The organism is Rhizobium sp. 01T437, from assembly GCF_056398505.1.
This window is the reverse complement of sequence record NZ_JBFTPM010000030.1, coordinates 1-23,524: the sequence shown is the minus strand read 5'-3', so window position 1 is coordinate 23,524 and position 23,524 is coordinate 1. Positions and strand designations below refer to the sequence as shown.

Here is a 23,524-nt window from a genome sequence, read left to right as displayed (position 1 = left end):
GGCTTCAGGGTTTGGAAATTCCCTGATCAGGCCTTCATGTTGACGAGGATCTTCATGTGTGATGCGGCCGGATCGATCAGGGCCTCGAAGCCTTTTTCGACCACGTCTTCCGGGGCGATCTGCGCCGTGACGATCTTTTCGACGGGAAAGATTCCCGCTCCGATCATCTGCGCGATGCGCGGCCATATCTGGACCGGATAGCACCAGGTGGCTTCGACGGTGATGTCCTTGAGTGCCCAGAGCATTGCATCGATTGCCGCCGGCCTGACGTGAAGCCCGACCTGCACGACCGTGCCCTGACGCCGGACGGCCTTGGCGCATAGATTGAGCGACGCCTCAGCGCCGACGCATTCCAAGGCGACGTCGACACCGACGCCTTCTTCGGTGTGGCTGCGGAACAGCGCTTCGGTATCGGTCTCGCGCGGATCGAAGACAATCGCTTCAGGAACGAGCGTTTTGGCCAGTGCCCTTCGGTTGGGATTGAGCTCCGAGACGAAAATCGTCGTGGCGCCTGCGGCCTTTGTCGCCAGGAGCACGAGGGCGCCGATCGGACCCACACCAGACACCAGCACCGAGCTTCCGGAGGTCACGCGACCGCGATCGACGCCGTAAAGCGCGACGGCAGCCGGCTCGATCATTGCTGCCTGAACGTCGGAGACGGTGTCTGGAACCGGAAAGACGTTATAGCCGTTGACGACGGCGCGCTCGCCCATTCCGCCCCAATCCCATGACAGGCCGACGCAGGCCATCTTTTCGCTGAGGTGGAAGAGCCCGCGCCGGCCATAATAATCGTCGCGCGGCGAGATCAACGGCTGGATCGAGACGCGCGAGCCTGGCGCAACATGCGTGACGTCCCTTCCGACTTCCAGCACGCGCGCGGAAAATTCATGACCGAGAATCTGCGGTAGCGTGGCGCCGGAATAGACGTGGGGGGTTGCCGGGGTCACGATCGGCCCTGCGATATATTCATGGATATCGGTACCGCAGATACCGCAAACCAAGGGCTCGATCAGCACCATGTCGTCGCCGAGCGGGCCGCTTGGCGCCGGCACGTCTTCGACGCGAATATCTTTTTTGGAATAGTACCGTACAGCCTTCATCTTCACGCCTTTCATGATGAACTTGTTGTTGAGCCGCCGTCGCAGACCAGTCAGATGCCTAAAGCGAGACGCATCCCGGTCGGTCCTGTCACAGCGCTCGCCCTGCTAGATCAGCACCATACCGCCATCGACCATGATGGTCTGGCCGGTGACATAGTCGGATGCCTGGGAGGCGAGAAACGTCGTGACGCCGGCGATATCCTTGGGAAGCGATACCCGCCCCAGAAGGATCGACTGAGAAAAATCGTTGATCGCCTGTTCCGGCTTTTCCGTCAGGCCGCGCTCGATGAACTCGCGGTCGAGCTGTTCCCACAGCTCGGTTTTGACGACACCCGGGCCGAAGCAGTTGACCGTGATCTTGTGTTCCGCAAGCGCGCGGGCAGCCGCCTGCGTGATCGCAACGACGGCGAATTTGGAAGCGCAATAATGCGCAAACAACGGGTAGCCCTGCTTTCCGGCGATCGAGGCAGTGTTGACGATCTTGCCACCATCGCCCTGAGCGATCATTTGTCTTGCCGCCTCCTGGGTTCCGATCAGAACGCCGCGACCATTGATCGCCATGATCCTGTCGAAATCCTCATCCGTCACCTCCATGAAGGGGCAGGTCTGACTGATGCCGGCATTGTTGAACATCACGTCGAGCCAGCCGAAATGAGATACGGTTTCGTCGATCAGCGCCCTGACGCTGGAACGGCTCGAGACATCGACGGCAATTGCAACCGCGCTGCCGCCTGCAGAGGAAATTTTCGATGCGGTTTGCTGCGCACTATCAAGATTGAGATCTGCAATCACCACGCGCGCGCCATTTTCGGCAAGATCGGCGGCAATGCCCGCGCCAATACCGCGCGCCGCGCCGGTTACGATGACGACCTTATTGTTGACCGATCCACTCATGGCTTCCCTCCCAATAGAACTCCCGTCGCTTCAGCTGAGACCGTCAGAAGTGACGGACAGGGCGAATGCGACAGGTCGCGGTGTGAGGGGATCAGAGCGGAACGGCACGCCGCCGCCTCATCTGATCCACCCCTCCCCTGAACTGTCCGAACCGCTGACGACACGGAATCATGCGCGGAAGCGCTGGCTTTCGCGTCATCTCCAACATGCTGACGGCAATGTTCCTCCCACAGGAACCGCCGTGCGATCCGAAGCGGAGGCTAGAGGATCAACCCGCGCTTCGACAAATCCTTAATTGTCCGAAATGGATATTTTCAATGCAGCAATCGGTCTTCGGCTGACGCTAGTATTTCCTCGGGAGGAGACGGCGCTTGCGCCGGGTTGAGGCATGTTTTGCCCGGTTCGCTGGCGCTCCTTCGACATAGAGCTTCATCGAGAATTCCGGTTGGCGACCGCCTCCGGGGAAGGAAGGTTTTGCATGAGCGAGACGTTGAAAGTGGGATGGGCCGGCATCGGCAAGATGGGCGCGCCGATGAGCCGGCGTGTCCTCGAGAACGGATATGCCTTGTCCGTCTATGAGCCGCTTCCGGAAAACCGTGCTTCCGTCGTTGCGCAGGGCGCGAACGTCGCCCACAGCCTGGAGGATCTGGTCGAAGCATCCGACATAGTGATCCTGACCATTCCGAATGACGCGGTGCTGCGCCAGCTGACGCTTGCACCCTCCGCGCTCGCCGATCTGCTCAAGCCCGGCCAGATCCTGGTGGAGATGAGTACCGTTTCGCCGGAGCTTTCGGCCGAAGTTGCCGAAGCCCTTCACCGCAAGGGCGTCGACTATGTGCGTGCGCCCGTTTCGGGCAGCACGATCACCGCATCCTCGGGTCTGCTCTCGGTCATGGTCTCTGGCCCCGAAGCGGCATATAAAAAGGTGGAGCCCATTCTGGCGAGCTTTTCAGCAAAACAGTTCTATCTCGGCGAGGGCGAGCAGGCACGCTATTTGAAACTCGTGCTGAATGCGCTCGTCGGGGCAACGGCAGCCCTCCTTGGAGAGGCATTGACGCTTGGATTGAAGGGAAATCTGACCGTCGAGACCATGCTCAACGTCATTTGCGAGAGCGCCGTGTCGTCACCGCTGATCGCCTACAAGCGTGACCTCCTGGTCAACCGCAATTTCGATCCGGCGTTTTCCGTCTCGCAGATGATGAAAGACTTCGATCTGATCCTGGGGGCAGCAAAATCGGATCATGTTCCGATGTATCTCGCCTCGATGATCCGCCAGCAATACGAAGCAGCCTTCGCCGACGGTCTTGCCGAAAAGGATTTCTTCGTGCTCTTCGAGCAATATGAGCGCCTTGCTGGCCTGGGCCGGGAAAAGGCTGCCGCTTCGCAAACCCTCAAGGCCATTTAGCGCATTGACGGGCTGGCGAGCGGAAGAGTTGCCAGCTAGTCTGATTGCAGGCAGCGCGACGGTTGGGAGGCCGACGTGAACGAATATGAAATGCTGCGCGTCATCGATTTCATCGAGAAAACGCGCCGCCCCTTCAGAGAGGTCGTCGAAGCGGCCGATGATGATGCGATCTGGCTTATCGTCACGTTCCTGATAAAGTCGCATATTCTGAGCCAGCCTGTCTCGATCTCGACGCTCGGGCAGGAATCCGGTCTTCCCTATGCAACCTCGATGCGATTGATCAATCGTCTCATCGATGCCGGTTACATTCTCAAGGTCGCCAAGGGGCAGACAGGCAAGAGCTTCGCGCTGCAGCCGAGCGAACAACTGCTTCGCTCCTTCGAGCTTTATGCCCGCAAGACCAAATCCCTGCTCGCGCAGACATTGGGGCTGCGGGCAGGCGAGGAGGAGGACGAATATTATTTCGGGGGAACGCCGCTCGGCTCGCAAATCATCCCGCCGATGCGGCTGGTGCAGAAGCGCGCGGAATCGCAGATCGAGCTTCGTTTTCTCCTGAACGACGACAATTATTTCTCCGCAATGCGCAACATGTGGGCCGACTTCCGCAGCAACCTCGCTTCGCGCAAGAATTTCGACCTTCTGCCGCTTCCCGACCTTTATCGACGCGCGCGGGAAAATGGCGCCAAGCGGCTTTCCGATTACGACGTCATCGCCATCAACATGCCCTGGCTTGGCGAATTCGCCGAGAGCGGCGTTATCAGGCCGATCGATCAATATATCCAGAAGACGGGCATCAACCCGCTCGATTTCCATCCCTCCATCTGGTCTTCGGCGACCTGGGAGGGACGTGACTATGGCGTTCCAGGCTATTGTACCATCGAGGTCCTTGCGGCGAGAAAGGACCTGTTTGCCGATGCGAGCCTGTCGTTCCCGAAGACATTCGATGACGTGATCCATGCCGGTCGCAAATTTCACGCTCCCGATGAGGGAATGTTCGGCGCGGTCTGGGATGGTGCGCGCGGCATGCCGATCGCCTCGAGCTTCCTGTTTTTCATGGGCGCCTGCGGTCAGCCGGCAATTTCGCTGCGCAAGATCCGCGCGGGCTTCACGCTTGAGGGCGTCAACCTCGAAGAGTTGAGCTGCACGATCCTGTCTGACGCCGGTTTTGCGGCGCTCGACTATATGCGCAGGCTACTCGAAATCTCTCCGCCCAAGATCCTTGAAATGGCTTGGGACCAGACGCTCGCAGTGTTTCTCAAAGGAAAAGCGAGTCTCGGCTATTTCTGGACGATGCGCGCGGCTCGCTTCGAATATGACGTCCAGTCAGTCGTCAAGCGCAGGGTCGAATATCTGCCGCAGCCCTCTGGCCCAGGTGGCACGCGCGCCTCGCCGATCGGGGGCTTTCTCTTCTGCATTCCGACAAATCTGCCCGAGGAACGGGTGGAACTGGCCGCCGATGCGATCGCCTGGATGGCATCGAGAGAAGCCATGAAAGCGCATGTGAAAAATGGATTTCCGGTCGCGCCGCGCTTTTCCGTCAGTGCCGATCCGGAGGCTGCCGCAAGCTCGCCGATCGTACGTTTTGTGGACCAACTCGCCAAAAAGAACCTTCTGCATACCTGGCAACGCCCTAAGATCCCGCAATATACGACGATCGAGAAGGTTCTCGGCGAGGAGATCCATGAGGCATTGCTCGGCAACAAGAAGCCGCGGCTTGCCCTTGAGCACGCCGCCGCTCAGATTGAAGAAAGCCTCAAATCCACGCAGAGGAGCTGGACACGGCAAAGCTCGGTCTAGCCAATCAAAAGCACCGGCGACGAACGAAGGCGGTGGGCGTGGATACTACCACGGCCTCAAAAAGCCGCCCGTTCTTATCCTAGCCGCGTGCCATCACGGTATGCCTCGATCAGAATCGCTGCATTCTCCGGGCGCGCATCGATCCGGCCGGCTTCGATATCAAAAGCCACGTCCATGACCCGTTGATTGACCGGGGCTTTCTGTCCGTGCACGCGCAGGATATCGACGACCCAGCCATTGACCTCCTGGACTTCGGCACGGCGTCCCTTGCGCCAATCCTGGAGCGACGTCGTCAATGTGTCGGCCTGTGAAAAGGTCTTAAGCACCTCCTCGAAGATCTGATCGACATACCGTTCCGGATGATTGGTGGTCACCGGCGGCATGCCGATGATCGGAACGATTTTGGCTCCGTCTGCAAGTGCTGCCCGCATCGCCTCATATCCGGCGGCCCGCATGACCTCAAGCATGCCGGGTGCGCGGGCAGCGGCGGCGAGCGGCAGATCGATGATGGCTGATGGAATAAGTTCGGCAGCGTTGACGACAAGCTTCATCCATTTGGCGGACCGAATGTCGTCCATCACTTCGACCGTGCCGGAATTGCGCAGCAGATCAGCGACGGCTTCTACGCGATCCTGCGTCTTCGGATCGAGCGCGCCGAGCGCAAACCAGGACGTCTCATGATCGTTCTGCCGGTTGGTGACACCGGGCACGAACATGTTGGAGGCGATTTCGATGACAGCGCCGATCGTCCGCTCGCGACCGACCACGTCGGCGATGTCCTCGTGCGTCATGCCGTTCTGAAGACCGACGACCAGCCCATCAGGCGCCAGACATGGCTCGATCAGCTGGCACGCCCATTTGGTGTCGTAGGCTTTGACCACGAGGAAAACGACATCGAACGGTTCCTTGATTTCGGCAACCTGACACAGGTGTAAAGCCGGGACCTTCGCATTGATGGTGCGTTTCGGCAGGTTCACCGTGATGCCCTTTTCACGGATCGCCATCACATGCTCCGGCCACTGCTCGATGAAAGTAACGTCAAGGCCTGCCAAGGCGAAGTCCGCCCCGATCGACGCGCCTTGCGCGCCCGTTCCAACAAATGCAATCCGCGGACCGCGCGCCTCATTCCAACTCATGAACTTCTCCTCTCCTACTGTAGCTTCGGCCGGTAACGGCCATTCATGCCTCGATAAGGGCGGCGTTTGACGGTTGTGCCGAGAGGCCGCCGCGCTCGATGGCGCGGGCGATCTCGACGATCCGTTGATTGACAGGCGCGCTCTGGCCCGCCCTTTTCAAGGGTTCGACCACGTGACCGTTGAGATCGAGGACCTCCGTGCGCCGTCCCTTGCGCCAATCCTGGAGAGCGGTCGTCCGCTCGGTTGGAGGCCGATGTCCGTGGACACGCCGAAATCCTCCCGAGATTTCGTGAGAGATCGTAGGAAAAATCTCCAAAATGTGAAACGACGCAATTATCCATTCTGGATGCCGGGCGTCGTCCAATCACGCACCCCGACCTCCCAAGCCGGGCGAGATCGTCCGGGCCATGACTGGCTGGTGCAGCCTCGCGGCGATGGACGCCTCAAAGTCCGTCATGTCGAGACGCATGGCGCCCCGCCTTCGACCGCACGAAGGTCTGCTCGACCTGCCCGGTCCTACACAAAACCTATGAAGGCATGCAGAGTCGCTAGAGCTACGGCCACACGTTGCTTTAAGCGCTCAATAAAAGTGACCGCGACCAAAACTGAAGCGTTTCCGCGATTGCTTGGCCGCTAATGCGTAGCGGCGATCAAGGTCAGTAGACTAGCGCCCGCCACGAAGGGAGGGCATAGTCCGACCGTAGTCACACCCAGGAATGGCGCAGATTGGTCCTATCTGGTCGGCAACATTGCGCCACCGCGTGCTGGCGGATTCCGCCGTATCCTGGGCGAATGCCGTGGCGATGAATACGCTCCTCGATGCAGACCATCGTCGCGCCCTTGCCGCTGCTTTGCACAATGCAAAAACCATCTTGTTGGATCGCTTCGGCCACAACCCGCATTGGGAAGATCCGAGCAGGTGGCGCTTCATGTCGAACGGTTTCTTGAAGGCGTTCCGGTCGGGGAAAAAGAGAACATTTGACTGACAAGTAGTTGGGATACTATCCCAGCAGTTCTTAGTTGCTCAGTTTCCTTCAGCCCACGTCCCAATCAACATTGTCATGAAGCGCTCGGCTGCGGGCGAAAGCGTCCCACCGCGACGGCGCACAATGCCTATCGTTCGCGAGATTTCAGGATTGCGAATCGGTCTCGTGACGAGGAACGGGTGCTCTTCCTGTGGTGTGGCGAGTTTCGGCAGAACCGAAATTCCAAGTCCGGCTTCCACCAAACCAAGTGATGTCGAGAGATGCGTGACTTCATAGGACCAACGCAGTTTCAGGTTCGATTTCGCCAACGCGGCGTCAAGAAGCGTACGGTTGCCACTGGACCGGTGAACTGTGATCAGTTGATAGGGCGCCAGATCGTTCCATTCGAGTTCGCTCTTGGCGGCCAGCGGATGATCCTTGCGTGCCGCCAGCACGAATGGATCTTCGATGAGCCTCTCGAAGATGAGGTCGGGATCTGAAAAGCCCATGATATTGATGCCGAACTCGACTTCCCCCCGAGCGACTGCCTGCAAACCGTCGGTGGCCGGCAGATCGAGAATGCGAAAACGAATATTCGGATACTCGGCGCTGAATTGCTTAATGACGGTCGGTAGAAAATAGAAAGCAGCCGTTGGCAGACATGCGATCGTCACAAGGCCGCTGCGATGAGATCCGACATCGCGCACCGCAAATAAAGATGTGTCGAACTCCTCGAGCATGCGCCGTACCAAGGGGATCAGCTCCGCGCCAAGGGCGGTTGTCGAGACATGACGCGTGGTGCGCTCCAGCAAAGGCGCCCCGATTGCCAGCTCGAGCTTCTGAATTCGGCGGCTGAGTGCCGGCTGTGACAGATTAAGCGCTTCGGCAGAGCGATGGAAGTTTTCCAGTTCGACGACCGACAGAAACGCGCGCAGATCCAATATCTCGCAATTAATGCTCATAACGCATCATTCCCTCTGATATTCGCATTTCACATATCAATCGTTTTGCCGCTTACTGCAACAAAGAAGCTGATTGATCAGTAAATCACATCAGCAAGCGAGCACAACCATGAACGACCTGATTTCCATTCCCTGTGTTCTAATGCGAGGCGGCACGTCCAAAGGACCGTTCTTTCTCGCATCCGATCTTCCGTCGGATGAGCGTCAACGCGACCAGATCCTGCTTTCGGTCATGGGGTCTGGTCATCCTCTGCAGATTGACGGTATCGGCGGCGGAAACCCAGTCACCAGCAAGGTTGCCATCGTCGGCCCCGCAACCGGATCCCATGCCGATGTGGATTATCTGTTCGCCCAGGTCCGTATCGATCAGCAGTTCGTGGATACCTCACCTAACTGTGGAAATATGCTGGCCGCCGTCGGGCCGTTCGCGATCGAGGCAGGCTTGGTCAAGGCGGCGACGGGCGTCACCCGCGTGCGCATTCACAACGTCAATACCGGCAAACTCATCGAAGCCGAGGTTCCGACCCCTGATGGCCGCGTTGCCTATATGGGAGATGCCTCGATCGACGGCGTGCCCGGCAATGCTGCGCCGATCGCCCTGACCTTCATGGACGCGGCCGGGGCACGCACAGGCAAGCTTTTTCCCACCGGCAACCCGCGCGACAGCATTGACGGTATCGACGTCACCTGCATCGACTGCGCTATGCCGATGATGTTGCTGGAAGCCATCGCCCTCGGCGTGACGGGCGATGAATCGGCTGCCGAACTCAATTCAAACGGCGCATTGCTGCAGAGACTCGAAACCTTGCGGCTCGAGGCGGGCCGGCGCATGGGCATGGGTGACGTCAGCAATCAGGTCACGCCAAAGCCGGTTCTAATCTCCAGGCCCAACATCGGCGGCGATCTCCGGGTGCGCTATTTCATGCCGCACCAGTGCCACCCTTCTCTCGCAACGACCGGTGCGGTCGGCATCGCCACAGCCTGCATTAGCGACGGAACCGTCGCCTCGCGGCTGATCGGCGACCGCAAGCCGCCGGCCGTCCTCGTTCTGGAACATCCAAGCGGTCGTTTGGAAGTAAAACTGGATATCCGCGACGGCAAGACAGTTGCCGGAATCCTGCGGACGGCCCGCCGCCTCTTCGAAGGCCAGGTCTTTGCAAAACCTATCGCGCAAGTGGTTTGCGCTGCATAATCGGAAGTGGTTGCCGGGAGGGCGCCACGCATCAGGGAGGAATACACATGCGTAAACTATTGCTCGCACTTGCGGCAACGGTCGCTTTCGCCGGTTCGGCTTTTGCGGAACCCGTCCGTATCAGCGTCGGGTCCTACAACCTCAACAACCTGCCGTTTCCGGTCGCAGCTGGCCTAGGTCTCTACGAGAAGGAAGGTCTTGAGGTGACCGTCGAAAACTTCGCGTCGGGCGGTTCCAAGACGCTGCAGGCGCTCGTTGCCGGCTCCACCGATATTGCCGTCGGCTTCTACGACCACACCATCCAGATGCAGTCGCAGAACAAGGCTGTTGTCGCCTTCGTGCAACTGGCCCGCAATTCCGGGCTCGTGCTTGCCGGTGGAAAGAACGCTGCGTTCGATCCTTCCAAACCTGAAACGATCAAGGGCGCGAAGATCGGCATCACCGCGCCGGGCTCGTCTTCAGACTTCTTCGTTCGCTATTATCTGCAGCGCCACAGCCTATCGGCTGACGACGTCTCGTTGATAGGGATCGGCTCCGGTTCAGCTGCTGTTGCGGCGCTCGAGCAAGGGAAGGTTGATCTATTGGTCAACTACGATCCGGCGGCGACCTTCATCGAAGCCAAGGGTGTCGGCAAGATTTTGATCGACGCCCGCAGCGACGAGGGTGCCACGGAAATCTACGGTGGAATCTACCCGACTTCCGTCCTTTATGCGACGCAGGCCTATATCGATCAGAATCCGGAAACCATCCAGAAAGTCACAAACGCGACCGTGAAAGCGCTTGCCTGGATGAACACACACAGCGCTGAAGAGATCGTCGAAAAACTGCCGAAGGAATTCATCTCCGGTGACCGGGACACCTATGTGAAGGCTGTCGAGAATGCCAAACCGATCTTCTCGGTCGATGGCAAATTCAGCGAGACCGATACCCAGACACCCCTCGCCGTCCTGAAGAGTTTCAACGAAAAGGTTGCTGCCGCGACCATAGATCTTTCCAAGACCTACACGAACGCATTCGTGGACAAAGTCACCGACAAGACCATCAACTAACCCAGGAGGAGGCCATGGCATTGGCTGTCGTAAAACCCATGTCCGTTCCGTCGGGCGAGCTAAACAAAAGGCCAATGGTATCGATTGACGCGGTCACGATGTCATTCGGCTCCTATGTCGCGGTGCAGGACGTGAACCTGACTGTGGCCGATGGCGAGTTTCTCGCCATCGTGGGACCGACAGGCTGTGGCAAAAGTACCGTTCTCAACGCCATTGCCGGTCTTTTGAAGCCTGCCAATGGAACAGTGGCGATCGACGGCGCTCCGGTTAAGGGCGTCCAGAACGATATCGGCTATCTCTTTCAGCAGGACGCACTGCTGCCCTGGAAGACATCGATCGAGAATGTCGAGCTCGGACTGCTGTTCAAAGGTGTGCCAAGTGCCGAGCGGCGCGAGCGTTCTATGAACTGGCTTGCGAAAGTCGGGCTGAAAGGGTTCGAGCATCGCTATCCCCATCAGCTTTCGGGCGGCCAGCGCAAGCGCGTGCAGATGGCGCAGGCCCTGATCACCGGCCCCAAAGTCATCCTGATGGACGAGCCCTTTTCGGCCCTCGATATCCACACACGGCACCTCATGCAAAACGAACTCCTGCGTCTGTGGCAGGAAGAGCGCAGGGCTGTCGTAATGATCACGCATGACCTCGAAGAAGCAATAGCACTCGGCGACCGGGTCGCAATTCTTGCAGCTGGCCCCCGTTCACGGGTCATCGAAAGCTTCCCGGTAGAACTCGAGCGCCCCCGCGACGTCGCGGAAATTAAACTCGATCCACGCTTTATGGATCTGTATCGAAATATCTGGGCTTCCCTGCGCGGCGAAGTGGAGAAAAGCTATGAACGTCGTGACTGAACGAATCATCCAGCTCGGGATGCTGATCTTTATCCTCGGCGGGTGGCAGCTTGGCGTGACCGCCGGCTTTATCGATGTCTTCTTCTTTCCAGCCCCGCTCGACATCTTCAACCAGATGATCCGCTGGATTGTTGACCCCAGCTTCTATCGTCATGTGTCAATCACACTGACGGAGACTGTGCTCGGCTACATCATCGGCACGGGCCTCGGCGTCGCAGCCGGTGTATGGCTCGGCCTCAGCCGCAGTGCGGCACGGATTTTGGACCCCTTCATCAAGGGCCTGAATGCCATTCCGCGCGTCGTGCTTGCCCCAATTTTCGTGCTTTGGCTTGGTCTCGGCCTATGGTCGAAGGTAGCGCTCGCGGTAACGCTCGTCTTCTTCATCACCTTCTTCAACGCCATGCAGGGCGTTCGCGAGGTCAATCAAGTCGTCCTCGCAAATGCAAGGATCCTCGGGGCCAAACGTTCCGATCTGTTGCGGCATGTCTATTTTCCGGCGGCGGCCAGCTGGATCCTGTCCTCCCTTCGCACCTCGGTCGGTTTCGCGGTGGTCGGCGCCATCATTGGTGAATATCTCGGCTCCTCTGCAGGGCTCGGTTACCTGATCGCGCAGGCGGAAGGCAACTTCGACGCCGTTGGAGTGTTTGCCGGCATCATCATCCTGGCCGTTTTCGTGCTCATCATCGACAGAATCCTCGATGTTCTGGAAGGCCGGCTGATCAAGTGGAGACCGAACGCCGCGGAAGAAAGAGCGGCGTAGTTCATCGGATCAGTTTCCCTGTGAGTTAGAGTTTGGGGCGCTGTAATCGGCACCCCATTCTTTTTGGCCTTGTGTTCGAAGTGCAACCAGCGCCGGCTTGATATGCGGCGCGAGCTTGGGCGGCGTCATCTTCTCGCTCCTCTGGATTGCGTTGATCGCGAGCATCGACTTTGGCCCTGCCGCTTTGGCCATCGGTGCGTCATGGCCGCCGTTGTTGGTGTCCTGTCGGTGCTGGTTTTCCGGCACGCACCAAAAGCCTGGGACAGAACCCGGACCTCTTCGAGGGCACCCTCCTCCGGCCACTGGCGATCCAGGGTGGATCAAGCGGGCGTCGGTCATTGTTCAGCAACCGAAAATTCTGACGTTGGCCGTTGGCATGATGCTTGGGCTTTTGCCCAGGTCGGGCTGCTTGCGCATCCGTTCTTGGCTGGTCTGGGACATGCTGCTTACTTTCGTGCGCACGCGCAGGGTGCCTCTCACAGCAAGTTTGGCTCTGTTATTGCGGTTGCAAGCAAGTTGCTCTCTTTGCGCAGTGACGTCGGTGCCATTATGATCGGTAAGTTTCAAGGGGTAGGCAGGGTTCGCATGCAGCGGTTTCAATTGGGGTCCATCGACCTCAATCTTCTAAAAGTCATCTATGCCTTGGTCGTGAAGGGTAATATGACAGCTGCTGGCCAGTATATCGGTCTTTCCCAGCCTGCGATGAGCCATGCGCTGAAACGCGTGCGCGCCATAACCGGTGACGACCTGTTCAAGAAGACCTCGGGTGGCTTCGTGATGACCCGTTATTGCACGGAGATATTCCCAGCGGTAAGGCGGATTATCGAGGATACGGAGTCGGTCATGCTGTCGAAGCAAAGCTTCGAGCCTGCGACGTCCCACCGGGCATTTAGAATTGGAATGAACGACTATTTCTCTGTTGTTCTGATGCCCCGGCTCGTGGAACGTGTCCGCTCCCAAGCCGAATATTGCGTTTTGGAAGTCATCCACATGCCGCGCACGGGTGTGACCCACAACAAGAACTTTCTTCCGGTAGTGCAGGAACATCTCGATGAGGGAACCATCGACGTGGCCGTTATGACCGCTGACAATTTTCCCGCCCGATATCGCTGCGCCTCCCTCTTCACCGAAAGACGGGTCTGCATCATGTCGGCCAATAATCCAGCAGCGAAAGACCCGCTGACGCTCGACGCTTTGCTGTCGCTTGGCCATGTTAAGGTTACGTCTGCCCCGAGCCGTCGCGGGTGGATCGATGAGCGGCTGGACGCGATGGGACTGGAACGTCGAGTGGTAGCGGTCGTCCCGCATTTTTCCGCCGCCGTTGCAATTGTTTCCCGCAGCGATCTCGTCGCCATGATGCCGGAAAGCGTCGCTAAGCTGTTCGAGCGATCACACGAACTGCTACTGCTGGAATCGCCTTTCGCGGAGGAAAAGCAATCCACCAGCATGATCTGGCTTGCCGAAAAAGAACGCGATCCGGCAAGCCTTTGGCTGCGTGAGCAAATCTCCGCGTGTTTTGCTGAAGACCTGCGTTGACCGATAACGTTAATTGGTGCTCAGTTTCGCCGCGAGAAACTGGTCGGCAACACTTAAGAACTGCTCCATGGTAACCGCTGGCAGTTCTTCCTTGAAGCTTCCCTCGTTACGGGCAATCGCCAGATCGTCTGGAATAGCGCGCCGGTTTACAAACACCGTATCCAGCGCAGGCATGCACAGGATGAACTGTCCGAAATGGCCCGCTGCGACGAAGGCACCTTCCCATTCAGGCCTATCCTTGGTCACGACTGGGATCCACCAAAGATAGCTATAGCCGGCGATCCTGGATTTTTCGCTCTCATTCATCTTGTCGGCGGGAACATGAATGCGCGTGCTTTCCGCGACCCACTCGGCCGGTACGATTTGCTGGTCGCGCCAACTACCGCTCCGCACCATCGTCAGGCCCAGCCGTGCCATGTCCCGGCCTGACAGGAAAAAGTGGTAGGCGAGGTAGCGGGAGGCACCTTCATATCCCATCATGCGCTGGCGCGACGGATCGAAATCCTGAAGGCCCATCGGACCCGCGAAATCCTCCTCGAAAGCCTTGAAGACGCTGCGGCCGGTCAGTTGTTCGAAGGCCGCGCCGAGAACGTTGAAATCCCAGTTGTTGTAGTGGAAATAGTCGCCTGGTTTTTTCGAGCCACGCGCCGGGATGTTCTTCGTGTTGCTGCCGGGGCTGCCCGGCTGGTGATAGACACCCGAACTGCTGATCAGCAGATGACGTAGCGTCGCTGTCTTCTCGATGGGAAGAAGACCATGGTCTTCGTCGATGTGCAAATCCGCCATGGTCAGATCGAGATTGATCTTTCCTTCCGCAACCGCTTTGCCGAAGAGCATCGAAAGAATGCTTTTTCTGGTCGACGCGAGATAGCTGACTTCCGATACATCGCCGTAGGTGTAAAGCGCCTTGCCCCCAACGACTGCCATGAAAGATGTGGTAGGCAAGGCCTCGAGCATGGCGTCGACCTTCTCTCGAACTTCGGCAGAAAGACCGTGTTCTTCAGGAGACCGGACGACCGCCCACTCCCGGGCTGGAAACTCCTGGCTGACAGGTTGCGGCTGGTGTTCCAGAGGCGCTGAAACAGACATGTTGAATCCTTTTAACGTTCAGGTTTGTCGATTGTGGGAGGTTCAATCGTTGAGATGGCAGGCACTCTTGTGCCCTGAGCCGATGGTCCGAAGTTCCGGTCTTTCAACACGGCAACGCTCCATCGCAAACGGACAGCGAGGATGGAAATGACACCCCGGCGGAGGTGAAAGCGGGCTCGGGATCTCGCCTTCTATGGCCGAAAAGCGCCGTTGAACGGGATCGAGGCTTGGTCGCTCCTGAAGAAGCGCGCGCGTATAGGGGTGGTTTGGGTGCGAAAACAGTTCGCCGACCGGCGCCTCTTCCAGAACGCGTCCGAGATACATCACCACGACGCGGTCGGAGATGTGCTCGACAACGGAGAGATCGTGACTGATGAAAAGATAGGTGAGATCAAGCTGCTCTCTCAGGTCGAGGAACAAATTGAGGATCTGCGCCTGTATCGAGACATCGAGCGCGGCAACGGATTCGTCGCAGATCAACATATCAGGCTGTACGGCAAGAGCACGCGCAATGCCGATGCGCTGGCGCTGCCCCCCACTGAACTGATGCGGGAAACGGGTGGCCATGGATGGATCAAGCCCTGACCGCTCCATCTGCTGGCTGACATAATCATCGAGCTCACGCGGGCTCGTCATTTTGTGGTGTAGCGGCGCTGCCCCGATGATCTCGCGCACGCGCTGCCGCGGATTGAGCGATGACGAAGGGTCCTGAAAGATCATCTGAACCTTCAGTCGCGCGTCTTCTGCTTCTTTACCATCCATCTCCGTCAGCTGCTTGCCTCTAAACAGGACAGAGCCCTCGGAGGCCTGCAACAGCCCCGCAATAACGCGACCGAGCGTTGATTTTCCGCAGCCGGATTCACCGACGATGCCGACGACTTCGCGTTCTGCGACGGTGAGACTGACGTCATCCAGCGCCTGGACGACCGGATTTGGAGCTTTCAGGCCCATCAACTCCGCTCCGCGCTCCACGACCCCCGATTTGCGGCTGAAGAGCTTGCTCACGTTGCGCACGTCCAATCGATTGCTCACGATGACGCTCCTTCCATGACGGGGTGAAAACAGCGAAGAAGGCGCCCTTCCACCGGCACAAGCGCCGGAGCGGTTAGACAGATTTCAGTGGCTGACGAGCACCGAGGGCGAAACGCACAACCCTTGGGCATATTGGTCACAGAAGGGGTGGTTCCGGATATCTGCCTCAGCCGTGCGCCGCGCTGGTTATGGGCCGGCAAGCTTGCTATCAGGCCGTTGGTGTAGGGATGCAAAGGCCGTCTGAGCAGATCGGCCGTCGAGCCTTGCTCGACAACGCGCCCCGCATACATGACAGACAGTTTCTCGGCCAAACCGGCAACGACGGAAAGATCGTGGGTGACCCATATCAGGGCGGTACCTTTCTCTCGGGCAAGCTTCTGTACAATCGACAGGATCTGCGCCTGGATCGTCACGTCGAGCGCCGTCGTCGGTTCATCTGCAATGATCAGGTCTGGCGACATGAGAAGCGCAATGGCGATTGCCACTCGCTGCCGCATGCCCCCGGAGAACTGATGCGGATAAGCGCTGAGACGCTCCTCGGGGCTTGGAATGCCAACCATGCCCAGCGCGTCTCTTGCGCGTTCCCGCGCAACCTGTTTGCTGACGGTTTCGTGGGCATGCACGACCTCCATCATCTGCGTATCGACGCGAAGCACGGGATTGAGCGTCGACATCGGATCCTGGAAGATCATTGCAATCCGGTTGCCCCGGATGGATCGCAGCTCTTTCTGCGAGGCGCTTCGCAAGTCCCGCCCTTTGAACAGGATTTGACCGCTGGTGATCTGCACGGGCTTGTCGAGCAGGCCCATGATGGAGAGCCCTGTCACGGATTTGCCCGATCCGGATTCCCCGACGAGCCCCATGACTTCGCCCGAAGCAAGGCTCAGATTGATGTCATCGATAAGGGTGACGTTGCCCTGCTCGGTTACGACCTCGGTTTTCAAACCTTTGATTTCAAGCATGGCGCTCATCTCCGTGCAGCCTTCGGATCCAGCAACTGGCGCAGACGATCTCCAACGAGATTTATGGCAAAGATCGTGACCAGAAGTGCGATGCCCGGGAAAAGCGCAATCCAGTAGGTTCCTGACAGCATGAACTCGTAGCCGCTGGAAATCAGAAGCCCGAGTGAGGGTTCTGTCACCGGAACGCCGAGACCCAGAAAGCTGAGCGTTGCCTCAAGCGTGATGGCGCGTGCCACCTGCATGGTCAGTAGCACGACGAGGGGTGACAGACAGTTGGGCAGCAATTGGCGAAACAGGATGTTGCGGTGCGGCAACCTCAGGGAGCGCGCCGCCTCGACATATTCCCGGCGCAGCTCAGTCAAGGCAGCGCCGCGTGCCGTGCGGGCGTAGGTCGCCCATTCCACCAGAACGATTGCGAAGACAACATTGCCGACGCTTTTGCCCAGAAGTGCAAGGATCAACAGCGCCGACAGTATCGTCGGAAAGGAAAGCTGAAGGTCCACCAGCCGCATCATCGCGGTTTCAAGCCGTCCGCTGACATAGGCGGCCGTCAGTCCGAACGCGGTCCCGATGATGAAGGCGAGCGCCGCGGAGCCAAGTCCCACGATCAGGCTTATCCGCAAACCATAGAGAATGGCCGACAGCATGTCCCGACCCTGGTCGTCGGACCCGAATAGGAACATGAAGCCTGCCGACGATTCTGTGCCGGGAGCCATACGCCCATCCATGATGTCCAACTGCATCAGGTCATAAGGATTCTGTGGGGACAGATATGGCGCAAAGACGGCCACGAGAACGATCAGGACAATCAGTATCAGTCCCAGCGCTGCCAAAGGCGCGCGCGCGAACTGCCTCATGAATTGCAGGCCTGTCCGAAATTTCGAGGAGTTCATAACCGCTTGCACATCACTCTCCCTGAAGCCGGATGCGTGGATCGAGCAGCCTGTAGGTAACATCCACGACGAGGTTGATGATGACGAACATGATAACCACGAGCATGAGGTAGGCGACGATGACGGGGCGATCGAGCGCGGCAATGCTGTCGATGATGATCTTGCCGACGCCCGGCCAGGCAAAGATGGTTTCGGTCACGACCGAAAACGCGATCGTCTGACCGATATCCAGACCCACTACGGTGACGACCGGGATCATCACGTTTTTAAGGACATGGACGCTGAGGATACGCCTCGGCGACAGGCCTTTTGCTCTGGCAAATCGCACATATTCGCTCGACATCGCCTCACGCACGCCCGCTTCGGTTAGACGCGTCACCATCGATATATTAAAAAGCGAGAGGCTGACGGCTGGCAACAACATGTGCCGCAGGCCATCCAGGGTCACGAAGGACCAGGGTATCCCGAAGACGATTTCGGTCGCCCCGCGCCCCGAGCTTGGAAGCCAGCCGAGTTGGACGCTGAAGATCATAATGAGCAGGATCGCGATCCAGAAAATCGGCAGGCTGAAGCCGAAGATCGAGCCGATCATGATAACGCCCGCGAAGGGGCTGTCAGGCTTCCAGCCCGCCGCAAGTCCAAGCGGCACGCCGACGATCAGCGACAGCAGGACAGCGGCGAAGGCGAGCTCAAGCGTTGCGGGCAAGCGAGACAGGATCAACTCGACCGCTGGCTCCTTATAGACATAGCTGACCCCGAGGTTGCCTTGGAGGAGGCCTTTCAGAAACAGGAAAAACTGCTCGTAAAGAGGCCGGTCGAGACCGAGATCCGCAATCAATCTCAGGCGATCGTCGTGGGTCGCCTCTGGCGGAAGCAAGGTTTCTATCGGGCTTCCGATCAGGTGAAGACCGACGAATACAATCAGGGCCATTGCCAGAGCGACCAGGATCGCTTGCAACAGGCGCTGGATAATCCACAGGGTCATGATACCCTCTTGTTATTGGTAAGATACCGACCACGCCTTTGGGGATGGTCTGGCGGGCGCACTATAACGGGCATTTGCTCAGACGACTTCGCCATCGATCGGCGGAAAAGAAGGCTGGTGCCTTGGCACCGGCCGCTCATCTCCGCGCTTTATTCGGAAATATCCTTGGCAAGCGTGCGCTCGTCGATGCGCGGGGCATAGGACAAACCCTTGCGCATCACCCAGGCATTGCTCTGCTGATAGAGCGGGATGATGGCTCCATCAGTGACCGCAACCTTTACGGCGTCGATAAGGGCCGTTTCACGCGCCTTGTCGTCGTAGATCGTCATTGCCCTGGAGACGAGGTCATCGAGACCCGGGTTGGAGTACCCGCTATCATTGGCCGCACCCAGCCCCCGCTTCGGATCGACGGTACCCAGAACGTTCACCAGCATGGAACTGGCGTCATAGGTCGCATTTCCAAGACCCAGAAGCTTCATGGAGAATTCTGACTTCCGCGATGAGAAGGTCGTCCAGGGAAGGGCTTCCACATTCGTCTTCACGCCAATTCTCGTCCACATCTGCGCAACAGCCTGAACCACCGCAGGTGCATTGGGATATCGATCATTCGGCACATGGACCGTCAGTTGGAAACCCTCTGGATACCCGGCATCGGCCAGGAGCTTCTTGGCCGCCACAGGATCGGGCTTCGGCGGCTGAATATCAGGCGTGTACGAGAACGCGCCCTTGGGGAGCCACTGGCCGGACGCCGTCGCAGTGCCTTCCATGATCTTGTCGACAATGCCTTCGCGATTGATCGCTTCAGACAGTGCATTGCGCACGCGCGGATCCGCCAGAGGATTTTTCTCCAGCGCCTCCCCCTTCGGCCCCTTCACATTGGCCTTCCATGCATCACCGGATGTCGATGGTGCAAGATAAATGACCCGCAGGCCCGGAGTGCTGACAAAGGAAAGGTTGGCGGTGGTTTCAAAGCGCGCGATATCGGTCGCAGCCGGCGCGTCAATAACATCGACATCACCTGACAGAGCGGCGGTCGTGCGGGCGCTCGCACTGGAAATCATGCGGTACGTCGCGTGATCCCATGCAACTTTCTTGCCCCACCAATCGGGATTGCGCTCAAGGCCGACCTCGATGCCTTGCTTGAATGTCGTGAAACGAAATGCGCCTGTCCCGATTGCTGCCTTGCCGGAGTTGTAATCGGCTGTGTCGGCGCCCTCGCCTGCATGGCGCGAAACGATGGCGATATTTGCGAGATCGCCCGGAAGCGTCGGTGCGGGTGCCTTCGTGATGACAATGACCGCATTGTCGCCGTCCGCTTCAACGCTCGCGATGTTACGCATGAATCCGCCGAAGCCTCCTGGGCTGTTTGGCACGCTTCCAGCGCGACCGAGCGTGAAAACAACATCGTCCGAGGTAAAGGGCTTGCCGTCGTGCCAATTCACGCCTTCGCGTAGCGTGAAGCGCCATTTGGTGTCGGAAACGGTCTCCCACTTTGTCGAGAGACCTTCGACCAGTTCGCCGCCTGCGGTGCGCTCCGTCAGCCGATCAAAAATTTGCATGGAAATCGAGTTATTCGGCGACGCATTGTAAAAGTGTGGATCGATGGACGTCACCGTCCCGCTGAGACCAATCGTCAAGTCCTTAGCAAGGACAGGGCTCGCGACAGCGCCCGCGATGCCGGCCAAAAGTATCATGCTCGTTTTCATATATCCGGTTCCCTTTGTTCAAGGCATACGTCTTTGCCCAATTTTTCCTCGATTATCGACGGCGCTTAGAATTTAACAAATGAATGTTTTTTGCGTTTGTTATTCGTGAGGAGAATAATGCCGCTCATTGGCGCGGAAACTACGTTCCATTAGAAGCTACCACCCCTCAGTTGAGGCATCGCCGGGAATGGCGTGGAGGCAGACCCTTGCTTCAATGTTAGCAGCGTGAGGCCGAGGCAGCAGCCTTCAATCATTCGCCATTCAAATCCCTCAGTGTCGCCGGAGGCATACCCGACTTCGCAACAACAGTCGAAATTATGCGTTCGCCTAACAGGGCTTTGCTTGGAACTGCTACCTGCAATGCTAGGAATGCAATGCCGGAGGCCTAGCCGGGTAGGAACCTAATACTCTGCCGGCATCGCATACACTTCGGCGGCTGGATCCGCGAGAAACGAGCGCACCGTGGGTGGCAGCTGGCGTGACGACAGCGGCAGGGGCCCGCAGCGCCCAAGAAGTTCGCGGAGGTCAGGCTCAGCGCCGACGTGGCGCCAGATAACACGTGAGGCATAGGGGAGGTTTTCCCTTCGCCAGGAGATCCCCATTGTCGTTCCACGCAAATAGACGCGCTGGTATTCATCGAATGGCAGGAGGATTGTCTGCGACAAAATGGAGTTCGGCCCGGTCACACGCTCCGTGATGAAGATCCGGTTACGATAGAAGGCCGCAAGCCCAACGTATTTGGAAAGCTGCTGGATTCCATTTCCGGGATCCCGCAGACGTTCCATTGACTTGACGTGCATCAACCCGCCTTGCTCTGTCAGCCTACTGCATGAGCATACGACCATTTCCGGCCAAGACGGCGAGCGGTGATAGGTCTGGAAGTAGCCGATGTGACGCCTGAGCGCGCGCAGGTTGCCTGGAAACGCGTTGAAAAGGTCGGAACCTTCGTAGGCGCCTACCACAGATTTGCTGAGGCGTTTGCGAAACAGTGTAGGGGTGAGGAAAAAATCGGCTGCTTCGACATCGAAATGGTTAGCAATGCGAGCCAGGTTATGGGCGGACGGTCTCGTCTGGCCGTTGATGTATCGATTGAATTGTTGCCGGTTGATATCGATTGCACGGCACAGATGCGAAATTGAACGCTGCGTTGCGCATGCAATCTTCAGGTTCTCGACCAGGTGAGGCATCGGTAGCTCCGTCTTGACCAAGCTAGCGTAAACTCGCTTAAAAGTGCGTCAAGTCGCGAAATTGCGCGAGTCTGTCTGGCGCTTAACGTCCCTCTTAACAAAACTGAACGAGGGAACTGTCATGACGCATCAAAAGGATCAATTTTCGCAGTTGAAAATCGGCCGCCGGCATTTCCTGGGGGGAGCCGCAGCACTTGGCGTATTGCCAGCCCTCACCTCCGGCCTCCTGATGCCGCTGGATGCCGGCGCGCAGGAAGCGAAGCGTGGCGGCCACCTGAAGCTCGGCCTCAAAGGCGGTGCGACCAGCGATACGCTTGACCCGGCGACCTATAGCGCTTCCGTCTTGTTCGTCATTGGCCGCCTCTGGGGCGACACGCTCCTCGAATCAGATCCCAAGACCGGCGCACCCCTGCCGTCGCTGGCAACGTCCTGGACGCCGTCAGCAGATGCATCCGTCTGGACCTTCAAGATCAGGAACGATGTGCAATTTCACGACGGCAGCAAGATGACCGTCGCCGATATCGTCGCGACGCTGAAGCGGCACGCGGACAAGAACTCGCAGTCGGGCGCTCTTGGGCTCATGACCTCGATCACAGGCATTGATGAAAAGGCGGGTGATCTCGTCCTGACGCTGAGCGAAGGCAACGCGGATCTGCCGCTCCTTCTCACCGATTACCACCTGATCATCCAGCCGAAGGGCGGCGTCGACAAGCCGGCGGCGGCCATCGGTACCGGCCCTTACATTCTGAAGAGCTTTGAGCCCGGCGTGCGGGCAACCTTCGAGAAGAACCCGAAGGATTGGCGCGCCAATCGCGGCTTTGTCGACAGCGTCGAAATCCTCGTCATCAACGACAACACCGCCCGCATTGCAGCGCTTGCGTCCGGCCAGGTCCATTTCGTCAATAATGTCGACCCGAAAACCGTACCGATGCTGCAGCGGGCACCGACCGTCGAGATCGTCCGCAATGCTGGCAAGGGCTTCTACTGTTTCCTGATGCATTGCGACACAGCACCCTTCGACAATAACGACCTTCGCCTTGCCTTGAAATATGCCATCGATCGCCAGGCGATCCTCGACAAGGTTTTGGGCGGCTACGGAACGATCGGCAACGACTATCCGGTCAATTCCAACTATGCGCTTGCGCCGACCGATATCGAGCAGCGGCAATTTGATCCGGACAAGGCCGCCTTTCACTTCAAGAAATCGGGCCTTGACCGTCCGGTTCAGTTGCTGACCTCGGATGCTGCCTTTCCAGGCGCTGTGGATGCGGCGATCCTGTTTCAACAAAGTGCGCGCAAGGCGGGGATTGCGCTCGACGTCAAGCGCGAACCGGAAGACGGCTACTGGACCAACGTCTGGAACAAGCAGCCTTTCTGCGCGTCTTTCTGGGGCGGTCGGCCGACCCAGGATTCACGCTATTCCACTTCCTACCTTTCAACCGCGGAATGGAACGACACGCGTTTCAAGCGTCCGGACTTCGACAAGCTGGTGCTCCAGGCAAGGGCCGAACTCGACGAAACCAAGCGCAAGGTGCTTTATCGACAGCTGGCTCTGATGGTGCGAGATGATGGCGGCTTGATCCTGCCCGTCTTCAACGACTACATCATGGCCTCTTCGAAAACACTGAGGGGCTATGTCGACGATATCGGCAACGATATGTCCAACGGCTATATCGGCAGCCGTGTGTGGTTTAACGCCTAAACCTCTTCGGGATATGTCACCATGACCGAGCACAGCTTCACCACCATCGAAAATCAATGGATTACTTTGGGGGACGGGACGCGCCTTGCCGCGCGCATCTGGATGCCCGACGGTGCGTACGCCGATCCGGTGCCGGCCGTCTTCGAATTCCTGCCCTATCGCAAACGCGATGGAACGAGCCTGCGCGATGAGTCGACCTATCCGGTCTTTGCCGCCGCCGGCATTGCCGGGGTGCGTGTCGACATCCGCGGCTCGGGCGAATCCGAAGGCGTGATCGATGGCGAATATACCGAACTTGAGCTTGCCAATGCCTGCGAACTGATCGCC

General features: G+C 58.3%; 23 protein-coding genes. 10 read left to right on the top strand and 13 right to left on the bottom strand.

Annotated features, from left to right (window positions below; genetic code table 11):
- Positions 1 to 26: 26 nt before the first annotated feature.
- The gene (locus tag AC1DM5_RS33095; RefSeq protein ID WP_477976662.1) at positions 27 to 1,100 is read right to left on the bottom strand and encodes a 2,3-butanediol dehydrogenase; all 1,074 of its coding nucleotides are present in this window, start codon (positions 1,098 to 1,100) and stop codon (positions 27 to 29) included.
- Between the two features lie 105 nt (positions 1,101 to 1,205).
- A complete protein-coding gene (locus AC1DM5_RS33090) occupies positions 1,206 to 1,994 on the bottom strand; it encodes a glucose 1-dehydrogenase (RefSeq protein WP_477823415.1) in 789 nt (262 codons plus the stop codon).
- Between the two features lie 478 nt (positions 1,995 to 2,472).
- Here AC1DM5_RS33090 and AC1DM5_RS33085 point away from each other — a divergent pair, with 478 nt between their 5' ends.
- Positions 2,473 to 3,399, top strand: coding sequence for an NAD(P)-dependent oxidoreductase (locus tag AC1DM5_RS33085; RefSeq protein WP_051941994.1), 927 nt, complete (start codon positions 2,473 to 2,475; stop codon positions 3,397 to 3,399).
- Positions 3,400 to 3,474: 75 nt separating this feature from the next.
- Positions 3,475 to 5,196, top strand: coding sequence for an extracellular solute-binding protein (locus AC1DM5_RS33080; protein ID WP_477823414.1), 1,722 nt, complete (start codon positions 3,475 to 3,477; stop codon positions 5,194 to 5,196).
- A 74-nt stretch (positions 5,197 to 5,270) separates the two neighbouring features.
- On the opposite strand, the gene AC1DM5_RS33075 is transcribed toward AC1DM5_RS33080, so the two are convergent.
- Both AC1DM5_RS33075 and AC1DM5_RS33070 read right to left on the bottom strand, forming a co-directional pair.
- Positions 5,271 to 6,332 carry a ketopantoate reductase family protein gene (locus tag AC1DM5_RS33075; RefSeq protein WP_477823413.1) on the bottom strand — a complete coding sequence of 354 codons (1,062 nt, stop codon included), beginning with the start codon at positions 6,330 to 6,332 and terminating at the stop codon, positions 5,271 to 5,273.
- A gap of 43 nt (positions 6,333 to 6,375) precedes the next feature.
- Complete coding sequence (locus AC1DM5_RS33070; RefSeq protein WP_477976660.1) at positions 6,376 to 6,696, bottom strand: ketopantoate reductase family protein; 321 nt, start codon at positions 6,694 to 6,696, stop codon at positions 6,376 to 6,378.
- A 352-nt stretch (positions 6,697 to 7,048) separates the two neighbouring features.
- Between AC1DM5_RS33070 and AC1DM5_RS33065 the strand changes: the two genes are divergently transcribed.
- Entirely contained in the window at positions 7,049 to 7,318 is a 270-nt protein-coding gene (locus AC1DM5_RS33065; RefSeq protein WP_477823437.1) for a hypothetical protein, read from the top strand.
- Between the two features lie 38 nt (positions 7,319 to 7,356).
- Here the strand turns inward: AC1DM5_RS33065 and AC1DM5_RS33060 are convergent, their stop codons facing one another.
- Positions 7,357 to 8,259, bottom strand: a complete 903-nt coding sequence (locus AC1DM5_RS33060; RefSeq protein ID WP_477823411.1) for a LysR family transcriptional regulator — start codon at positions 8,257 to 8,259, stop codon at positions 7,357 to 7,359.
- Between the two features lie 109 nt (positions 8,260 to 8,368).
- Here AC1DM5_RS33060 and AC1DM5_RS33055 point away from each other — a divergent pair, with 109 nt between their 5' ends.
- From AC1DM5_RS33055 to AC1DM5_RS33040, 4 genes are read left to right on the top strand one after another with little or no spacing between them, the layout of a single operon-like run.
- On the top strand, positions 8,369 to 9,451 hold the full coding sequence (locus AC1DM5_RS33055; protein ID WP_477976658.1) for a 4-oxalomesaconate tautomerase: 1,083 nt from the start codon (positions 8,369 to 8,371) through the stop codon (positions 9,449 to 9,451).
- A 47-nt stretch (positions 9,452 to 9,498) separates the two neighbouring features.
- Positions 9,499 to 10,500, top strand: coding sequence for an ABC transporter substrate-binding protein (locus AC1DM5_RS33050; protein WP_477823409.1), 1,002 nt, complete (start codon positions 9,499 to 9,501; stop codon positions 10,498 to 10,500).
- Positions 10,501 to 10,514: 14 nt separating this feature from the next.
- Positions 10,515 to 11,345, top strand: a complete 831-nt coding sequence (locus tag AC1DM5_RS33045) for an ABC transporter ATP-binding protein (protein WP_477976656.1) — start codon at positions 10,515 to 10,517, stop codon at positions 11,343 to 11,345.
- Positions 11,329 to 12,105: an ABC transporter permease gene (locus AC1DM5_RS33040; RefSeq protein ID WP_439019157.1), complete on the top strand. Its 777-nt coding sequence runs from the start codon at positions 11,329 to 11,331 to the stop codon at positions 12,103 to 12,105. Before AC1DM5_RS33045 ends, AC1DM5_RS33040 begins: the two co-directional genes overlap by 17 nt.
- A 9-nt stretch (positions 12,106 to 12,114) precedes the next feature.
- Here AC1DM5_RS33040 and AC1DM5_RS33035 read toward each other — a convergent pair whose 3' ends face one another.
- Positions 12,115 to 12,351: a hypothetical protein gene (locus tag AC1DM5_RS33035; RefSeq protein ID WP_477823407.1), complete on the bottom strand. Its 237-nt coding sequence runs from the start codon at positions 12,349 to 12,351 to the stop codon at positions 12,115 to 12,117.
- A gap of 69 nt (positions 12,352 to 12,420) precedes the next feature.
- Between AC1DM5_RS33035 and AC1DM5_RS33030 the strand changes: the two genes are divergently transcribed.
- Entirely contained in the window at positions 12,421 to 13,641 is a 1,221-nt protein-coding gene (locus AC1DM5_RS33030; RefSeq protein ID WP_477823406.1) for a LysR family transcriptional regulator, read from the top strand.
- Positions 13,642 to 13,650: 9 nt separating this feature from the next.
- Here the strand turns inward: AC1DM5_RS33030 and AC1DM5_RS33025 are convergent, their stop codons facing one another.
- From AC1DM5_RS33025 to AC1DM5_RS32995, 7 genes are all read right to left on the bottom strand, one after another.
- A complete protein-coding gene (locus AC1DM5_RS33025; protein WP_477823405.1) occupies positions 13,651 to 14,730 on the bottom strand; it encodes a serine hydrolase domain-containing protein in 1,080 nt (359 codons plus the stop codon).
- A gap of 42 nt (positions 14,731 to 14,772) precedes the next feature.
- Positions 14,773 to 15,762, bottom strand: coding sequence for an ABC transporter ATP-binding protein (locus AC1DM5_RS33020; RefSeq protein ID WP_477823404.1), 990 nt, complete (start codon positions 15,760 to 15,762; stop codon positions 14,773 to 14,775).
- A complete protein-coding gene (locus AC1DM5_RS33015; protein WP_477823403.1) occupies positions 15,759 to 16,733 on the bottom strand; it encodes an ABC transporter ATP-binding protein in 975 nt (324 codons plus the stop codon). The genes AC1DM5_RS33020 and AC1DM5_RS33015 overlap by 4 nt, the downstream gene beginning before the upstream one ends.
- Positions 16,730 to 17,617 (bottom strand): ABC transporter permease, encoded by an 888-nt coding sequence (locus AC1DM5_RS33010; protein ID WP_477823435.1) that lies wholly within the window; start codon positions 17,615 to 17,617, stop codon positions 16,730 to 16,732. Before AC1DM5_RS33010 ends, AC1DM5_RS33015 begins: the two co-directional genes overlap by 4 nt.
- Before the next feature lie 13 nt (positions 17,618 to 17,630).
- A complete protein-coding gene (locus AC1DM5_RS33005; protein WP_477823402.1) occupies positions 17,631 to 18,602 on the bottom strand; it encodes an ABC transporter permease in 972 nt (323 codons plus the stop codon).
- A 149-nt stretch (positions 18,603 to 18,751) separates the two neighbouring features.
- Complete coding sequence (locus AC1DM5_RS33000; RefSeq protein ID WP_477823401.1) at positions 18,752 to 20,161, bottom strand: ABC transporter substrate-binding protein; 1,410 nt, start codon at positions 20,159 to 20,161, stop codon at positions 18,752 to 18,754.
- 548 nt (positions 20,162 to 20,709) lie between these two features.
- Positions 20,710 to 21,495, bottom strand: coding sequence for a helix-turn-helix domain-containing protein (locus AC1DM5_RS32995; RefSeq protein WP_477823400.1), 786 nt, complete (start codon positions 21,493 to 21,495; stop codon positions 20,710 to 20,712).
- A gap of 121 nt (positions 21,496 to 21,616) precedes the next feature.
- On the opposite strand from AC1DM5_RS32995, the gene AC1DM5_RS32990 reads away from it, so the two are divergent.
- Together AC1DM5_RS32990 and AC1DM5_RS32985 are read left to right on the top strand one after the other, a co-directional pair.
- A complete protein-coding gene (locus AC1DM5_RS32990; RefSeq protein WP_477823399.1) occupies positions 21,617 to 23,197 on the top strand; it encodes an ABC transporter substrate-binding protein in 1,581 nt (526 codons plus the stop codon).
- Between the two features lie 21 nt (positions 23,198 to 23,218).
- A partial coding sequence (locus AC1DM5_RS32985; protein WP_477976653.1) for a CocE/NonD family hydrolase occupies positions 23,219 to 23,524 on the top strand: 306 nt, incomplete at its 3' end.

Excerpts from the sequence above, each read along its gene's own strand:
- AC1DM5_RS33095 (WP_477976662.1), bottom strand. The coding sequence starts at position 1,100 with ATGAAGGCTGTACGGTACTATTCCAAAAAAGATATTCGCGTCGAAGAC.
- AC1DM5_RS33085 (WP_051941994.1), top strand. The coding sequence starts at position 2,473 with ATGAGCGAGACGTTGAAAGTGGGATGGGCCGGCATCGGCAAGATGGGC.
- AC1DM5_RS33015 (WP_477823403.1), bottom strand. The coding sequence starts at position 16,733 with ATGAGCGCCATGCTTGAAATCAAAGGTTTGAAAACCGAGGTCGTAACC.
- AC1DM5_RS33075 (WP_477823413.1), bottom strand. The coding sequence starts at position 6,332 with ATGAGTTGGAATGAGGCGCGCGGTCCGCGGATTGCATTTGTTGGAACG.
- AC1DM5_RS33040 (WP_439019157.1), top strand. The coding sequence starts at position 11,329 with ATGAACGTCGTGACTGAACGAATCATCCAGCTCGGGATGCTGATCTTT.
- AC1DM5_RS33055 (WP_477976658.1), top strand. The coding sequence starts at position 8,369 with ATGAACGACCTGATTTCCATTCCCTGTGTTCTAATGCGAGGCGGCACG.
- AC1DM5_RS33045 (WP_477976656.1), top strand. The coding sequence starts at position 10,515 with ATGGCATTGGCTGTCGTAAAACCCATGTCCGTTCCGTCGGGCGAGCTA.
- AC1DM5_RS33000 (WP_477823401.1), bottom strand. The coding sequence starts at position 20,161 with ATGCAAATTTTTGATCGGCTGACGGAGCGCACCGCAGGCGGCGAACTG.
- AC1DM5_RS32995 (WP_477823400.1), bottom strand. The coding sequence starts at position 21,495 with ATGCCTCACCTGGTCGAGAACCTGAAGATTGCATGCGCAACGCAGCGT.
- AC1DM5_RS33065 (WP_477823437.1), top strand. The coding sequence starts at position 7,049 with ATGGCGCAGATTGGTCCTATCTGGTCGGCAACATTGCGCCACCGCGTG.
- AC1DM5_RS33010 (WP_477823435.1), bottom strand. The coding sequence starts at position 17,617 with ATGAACTCCTCGAAATTTCGGACAGGCCTGCAATTCATGAGGCAGTTC.
- AC1DM5_RS33050 (WP_477823409.1), top strand. The coding sequence starts at position 9,499 with ATGCGTAAACTATTGCTCGCACTTGCGGCAACGGTCGCTTTCGCCGGT.
- AC1DM5_RS33060 (WP_477823411.1), bottom strand. The coding sequence starts at position 8,259 with ATGAGCATTAATTGCGAGATATTGGATCTGCGCGCGTTTCTGTCGGTC.
- AC1DM5_RS33025 (WP_477823405.1), bottom strand. The coding sequence starts at position 14,730 with ATGTCTGTTTCAGCGCCTCTGGAACACCAGCCGCAACCTGTCAGCCAG.
- AC1DM5_RS33005 (WP_477823402.1), bottom strand. The coding sequence starts at position 18,602 with ATGACCCTGTGGATTATCCAGCGCCTGTTGCAAGCGATCCTGGTCGCT.
- AC1DM5_RS33090 (WP_477823415.1), bottom strand. The coding sequence starts at position 1,994 with ATGAGTGGATCGGTCAACAATAAGGTCGTCATCGTAACCGGCGCGGCG.
- AC1DM5_RS32990 (WP_477823399.1), top strand. The coding sequence starts at position 21,617 with ATGACGCATCAAAAGGATCAATTTTCGCAGTTGAAAATCGGCCGCCGG.